8 protein-coding genes are annotated in these 4,944 nt (G+C 62.6%); 2 read left to right on the top strand and 6 right to left on the bottom strand.

Annotation, left to right across the window (positions count from 1 at the left end; translation table 11 throughout):
• Nucleotides 1-199: 199 nt before the first annotated feature.
• Nucleotides 200-421, top strand: a complete 222-nt coding sequence (locus EOD07_RS22250) for a hypothetical protein (protein WP_127236998.1) — start codon at nt 200-202, stop codon at nt 419-421.
• A 190-nt stretch (nt 422-611) separates the two neighbouring features.
• Here the strand turns inward: EOD07_RS22250 and EOD07_RS22245 are convergent, their stop codons facing one another.
• The 6 genes from EOD07_RS22245 to EOD07_RS37750 all read right to left on the bottom strand — a co-directional run bounded on the left by EOD07_RS22245 (nt 612) and on the right by EOD07_RS37750 (nt 3,942).
• Entirely contained in the window at nt 612-977 is a 366-nt protein-coding gene (locus tag EOD07_RS22245) for a hypothetical protein (protein ID WP_127236997.1), read from the bottom strand.
• A gap of 260 nt (nt 978-1,237) precedes the next feature.
• Nucleotides 1,238-1,912 (bottom strand): glutathione S-transferase family protein, encoded by a 675-nt coding sequence (locus EOD07_RS22240; protein WP_245470395.1) that lies wholly within the window; start codon nt 1,910-1,912, stop codon nt 1,238-1,240.
• Nucleotides 1,913-2,201: 289 nt separating this feature from the next.
• A complete protein-coding gene (locus tag EOD07_RS22235; protein WP_127236995.1) occupies nt 2,202-2,783 on the bottom strand; it encodes a VOC family protein in 582 nt (193 codons plus the stop codon).
• A gap of 179 nt (nt 2,784-2,962) precedes the next feature.
• Nucleotides 2,963-3,304, bottom strand: a complete 342-nt coding sequence (locus tag EOD07_RS22230; RefSeq protein ID WP_127236994.1) for a hypothetical protein — start codon at nt 3,302-3,304, stop codon at nt 2,963-2,965.
• Nucleotides 3,305-3,347: 43 nt separating this feature from the next.
• Nucleotides 3,348-3,773 carry a helix-turn-helix transcriptional regulator gene (locus EOD07_RS22225; protein WP_071074881.1) on the bottom strand — a complete coding sequence of 142 codons (426 nt, stop codon included), beginning with the start codon at nt 3,771-3,773 and terminating at the stop codon, nt 3,348-3,350.
• A 1-nt stretch (nt 3,774) separates the two neighbouring features.
• Nucleotides 3,775-3,942, bottom strand: a complete 168-nt coding sequence (locus EOD07_RS37750) for a hypothetical protein (protein ID WP_157900527.1) — start codon at nt 3,940-3,942, stop codon at nt 3,775-3,777.
• A gap of 258 nt (nt 3,943-4,200) precedes the next feature.
• Between EOD07_RS37750 and EOD07_RS22220 the strand changes: the two genes are divergently transcribed.
• A partial coding sequence (locus tag EOD07_RS22220) for a histidine kinase (RefSeq protein ID WP_206519521.1) occupies nt 4,201-4,944 on the top strand: 744 nt, incomplete at its 3' end.

The raw sequence follows: 4,944 nt of genomic DNA, 5'->3' as shown, positions 1-4,944 counted from the left end.
CTGTTATACGAAATAATTGTTATTCTCAATTTTGTGAAGCAAATATTACATTTTAATCTCAAGATCGAGACAGTAGCCGAAAAACCATCTTCGACCCGGCCGCGACGGCGGCACGATCACGGATCGCTGATGAAACCTTTGACCGGCGACGAACGTTGTTGGCGTTGATGTGACCCGTGCAGCGCAGAGGAGACTGAAGATGTCCGTCCACTTCACTGTCTCTGGCCTGACCAGGAACCTGATCCATTCGCTTGGACTGGATCATGAGCAGGCGCCGAGACCCCTTACCCCTGAACAAAGCCTTCTGCTGGATTGCTATCTGGCCGGGCAGATCCCGGACTCCGCCTGGAGCGACTATGTCTTCGAGATGCCGGAACTGGAAAGGCACGCCGAGGTCAGGCGCGCACGCGGTTTGACCTGAAAGCACCCCAGGAAAAGTGCGAGCGGTTAAAGCATGTCTCCCGAAACTGGGAACTGGTTTCGGGACAAAGACATGCGTAGAATCAAGAACCTGAAGCGCAGGGAGCGAAACTGAAAGATCGCGACGCGCTTCAGGCTCGGCGCCTTCGCCGTCACGTTCGGTCCGGAATTGCGTCAGGTCAGCCCGCCGCTTACTTCTTCGGCGAGTTGAACTGGAGCGTGAAGACGTTTCCGGCGATGCCTTGCGCCAGCGAGGGCGAGAAGCTGAGCGGCAGACAGTCCTGCATGGCCTTGGTCGCCGCGTCGACATAGGCCTTGCGCGCCTTGTCGTCACCGCCGACATGGATGGCGGTTGTTTTCGGCGGCCCGATCAGCGTGCCGTCGCGCTTGAAGCTGAAGCTGAGCGTGACCGAGGAGTTGTCGGTATTGGCCGGCGGTGTCCAGCAGGCGAGCAAGGCGGCGCCGACCTCGTTCATGCTGTTGAGCGACGCGGCGGCGGATGGAAAGGGCACAACCGACAACGCGCCCGCTATCACCAGAAATCTTGCCGTGTTCATCGCAGATCCTCGTCGACGCCGCTCCGCCCCCTGACGGCATCGTACGATCCATGACGAGGATGACAATAGGATTTCAGCCCGCCTGTCGGCGGCGCAGTCATACTGTCGTGATTTCCGCGCGATGGCCATGAAAAGCAAAAGGCCGGCACGCAGCCGACCTTTCCCTTGCCTCGTCATGGCGCCAGTACATCCGTGGTCGCGGCGAGGACTGGACCCAGTAGACAGGTCTTGGGTAAACGAAACCTTAACGCGAGGGCCGGCTAAGCCCTGGCCTGCGATCTCACATGCGCGATGTAGCCGCGCACGTCGCCGGCCGGCTCCGAATAGGCCTTGCCGAGCTTCTTCTCCAGCGCCGCCATGTATTCCTTCGCCCAGTTGGGCAGCGCGTAGTCGATGACAGCCAGGAATTCGAGCGTTGCCGCCAGCCTTATATCGGCGATCGAGGGGTTGTTGCCGCCGATGAACGGTTTGCCGTCGCGAAAGAAAGAGTGAAACACCTCGAGCGGCTCGGCGATCGCGGCCATCGCCGCCTTCTGCGCTTCCGATTTCTTGTCCGGGTGGGCGTCGCTGTGGCCGACCTCGCCGGCATATTGCGGAAAGCCGAGCGCCGGATAAGTCGCGCGCGCCACATAAGGATAAAGTGTGCCGACCAGGTAGAACATGGCGCTGTCGATCATCGCCCGCTTTGCCGGCGCCTTCGGATAGAACGTATCCAGCCCATGCTTGTTGGCGAGATACTGCATGATGGCGCAGCTTTCCCACAGCACGCCGCGCGGCAGGCCCTTGTCCTCGATCATCGGCGTCAGATGCGCCGGATTGCGCGCCAGGAACTCCGGCGAACGCGTATGGCCCCAGGCATCGGTCTCCGCCGGATCGAGCCCGGCCGCGCGCGCGAACACCCGCACGGTCATGTTGTTGACGCTCGGCCTCAGCATGCTGAGCTTTATGCCGGGCTTCCTGGCCGGCTTCGCCTTGGCCTTGGGCGCGGTTTTTGCCGTCCGTTTAGGCGCAGCTTTTGCCGTCGCTTTAGGCGCGGCCTTTGCCGTCGCTTTGGGCACGGCTTTTGCCGTCGCTTTGGGCGCGGCTTTTGCCGTCGCCTTGGGTGCTGCCTTTGCAGTCACCTTGGCGGTAGTTTTCGCAGCCGCTTTCGGCGCCGCCTTGGCTGCGGGTTTCCTTACGCTCTTCGTTGCAGCTTTTGCCATGTCGGTCCTCCCTCTGACCTGGTTAGTAAGGATTTTTCGGCGCCCTGCTTTCGGACAATGTTTCACGCGACCGCTCGACCAGCGCCTGGATGGCGTCGGCCAGATGCAGCTCGGCGATGTTGTAGTCGCCGCGCGCCACACGGATCTTGTGCGCCTCCATCAGCACGTCGGCATGGGTGAAGCCGGCCGGCGGTTCGAAGCGGTAGGAAGCAAGCTCGATCAACAATCCCAGCGGATCCTCGAAATAGATCGAGTCCATGAAGCCGCGGTCCTTGACGCCGCTGTGCTTGATGCCGCGCTCGTCGAGCCGCGCGACAGCCTGCAGGAAGGTGACCCGCGACACCGAGAACGCGACGTGGTGGACGCAGCCGATATCGGTCGGTGTCCGCCGTTTGACGGGGGTGCGGCTCTCGTCGGTGAAGACGGTGATCAGCCGCCCGTCGCCCGGATCGAAATAGAGATGGCTTTCGCTCGCCTTGTCGAGATTGGGCTGTTCGAAGATGAAAGGCATGCCGAGCACGCCCTCCCAGAAGTCGATCGAGGTCTGGCGTCCGGCGCCGACCAGCGTGATGTGATGAACGCCTTGCGACTGCAGCTTCCGCATTGGCTCCTCCCGCCTGCGCTTGTTCCCGGTGCCTGGCCGCGCAACGATCAGCCCTAGGCATGCGACCGCCGCCCGGTTCTCGTTGCGCTCCGTATTCCGCATCCTGTCGGATCGCGGCCGGAGCGTCGATGAGGGGATGCTAATTCAATCCGGGACGTTGCGCCAGAAGCACCGGTCTTTCACTGCGCCTGGGAGCCGTCGCCGTCATCCGCGATGATGCGGATCGGTCGCTGCCGTCCGCTTTGGGTCCGGTTGAGGATCGCGGCCAGGCATTCTCTCGACTCATGGCCCCAGCTCTGCCCCTTGCAGGCGGAGGCGATCCCCGGTCCGGGCGCGATGCGCTGCTCCTTGCCGGCGGTGTTGACGGCAAGCGAACCCGGATCACGCGCGGCTGACGAGGTAACGCTTGCCACCGAAGCGATAGCGATGGCTATCAGGCAGCAGCCGCACCCGACCAGCGCGGCCAGCCGCCTGGAGAACTTCTTCGGCGGCTGCGGGGAACGTCTGTCTGTCGCGTTCATCTTACTCATCCACGCGCAAGCACCATCGCGGGCGTCCCGCCCCTCAGGTCAGGATCCAGGCCACGGTCCTGCCCGTATCGGTCGGGACACCGCCGATTCCGGCGGACAGATGAGGCGAAATGGCACCCATCGGCACATCCAGAATATGCGCGATCGCCCTGAGGGTTTTGGTGGAGGCAGTCTTCCCGGAGCGCTCTATCTGCGACAGCATGCTCGGGGTTATCCCGGCTTGGGCGGCAAGCTGCCGTCCGCTCAGGCCGCGCAGGATCCTGACGGCGCGGACCGGGTTCTCGCCGGCGGCAATCTTGTCGAGGATGCGCTTGGGCAAAGGACTGTTGGGGGCAGGTTCGTCAAGGTCGGCCACACCGGCCATCGCGGTCCGCTTGAGCATGCGGAACTGCGATTCCGGCAGCACGACCATGCGCTCTTTGGCGCCTGGATGCTTGATGAACTGGACATTTAGCTTCATGTCAGCCGGCCTTTGGGTTGGCTTGCGGCACGGTTCGAGACGTCGCCTGAATCACCGGAACGTAAGGAGCATGACGATCAGCAATGAGATCGACAGGACCGTGGTTACGGACAGAACCGCCAATATCTGAAAGCTGATCGGCAACTGCCGAAACCGTTTCCACGTCCACGGTTCCTTTTCCCAGTGCTGAAATCGCGGCAACCACTGCTCCCTTGGTCCGAGCCCGTTGCGCCGACGAACCGGGCAACGATCAACCACGTCGACAGGTTGCCGATATCGACGAACTGCTATCTAGCGCCTTCAGTCTGGGAAGAGACATCTGCCGAAAGTCAGGGGCGATGATGACGAAAGTCATATTCGTTTGCGGCCGGTTCGGGCTTACGTCAAAGTGGACTGCCGCGCCCCTCGGCTGTTTTTGCGAGAACAAATGATCGATATCGGCACAGAATTACTGCCGGCCGCGCAAGCGGAAGTCATCGGGCTTGCTGTTTTGCGGGCTGACAGGACAGTCCAGCAAAAGGTGGGGCGCCTGGTCGAGTGGCTCCCTGCCCTTGGCGCGGACTGCTGCCTGTGCACGCTGCTGGTCGGAATGGAGGCGGAGATGGCGGCCTTGTCCGAGGGACGCCGCGATGTGATCGCCTTGTCGGGCGTGCGGGCCGAACTGCCGGGGCTGGACCGCCCCGTCACGGCAGTCATCCTGTGGAACGGCGATCAATCGCACTACGTCGTGATCGCGATGCCCGACTTCACGGCGCGCCAGGCCGAGATCATGTTCGAAAGCGAGCGGCGTGCCCGGCGCTTGATGGAACAGCAGCTCGAAGCCGCCAACTCCGAGGTGCGCTTCGCTTCGCTCGCCCGCACGCGGCTGCGCCTGGCGCGCGACCTGCATGACACGCTCGTGCATTCGATCATCGCATTGCTGACCCAGATCCGGCTGACGCGGCATTTTCTGGCGACCGATCCTGCTCGCGTCTCGGACGGGCTCGCGATTGCCGAGGAGGCCGCGATAAACGGCTTGGCGCGGGCGCGCGACGCCATCGCCAGGCTCAGGATGCCCGACGACCTCGAGCCGGGTTCGGATGTCGAAGAGATGCTGTCGGACTTCGCCCGGCAGACCGGCATCGAGGTCTCCACGCGGATCGACGATGGAGCCCGTGCCGGTTTGCAGGAT

The sequence above is a fragment of the Mesorhizobium sp. M2C.T.Ca.TU.002.02.1.1 genome, from assembly GCF_003997225.1.
Note: the sequence above shows the minus strand (reverse complement) of the source record. Positions and strands in the feature narration are given on the sequence as shown.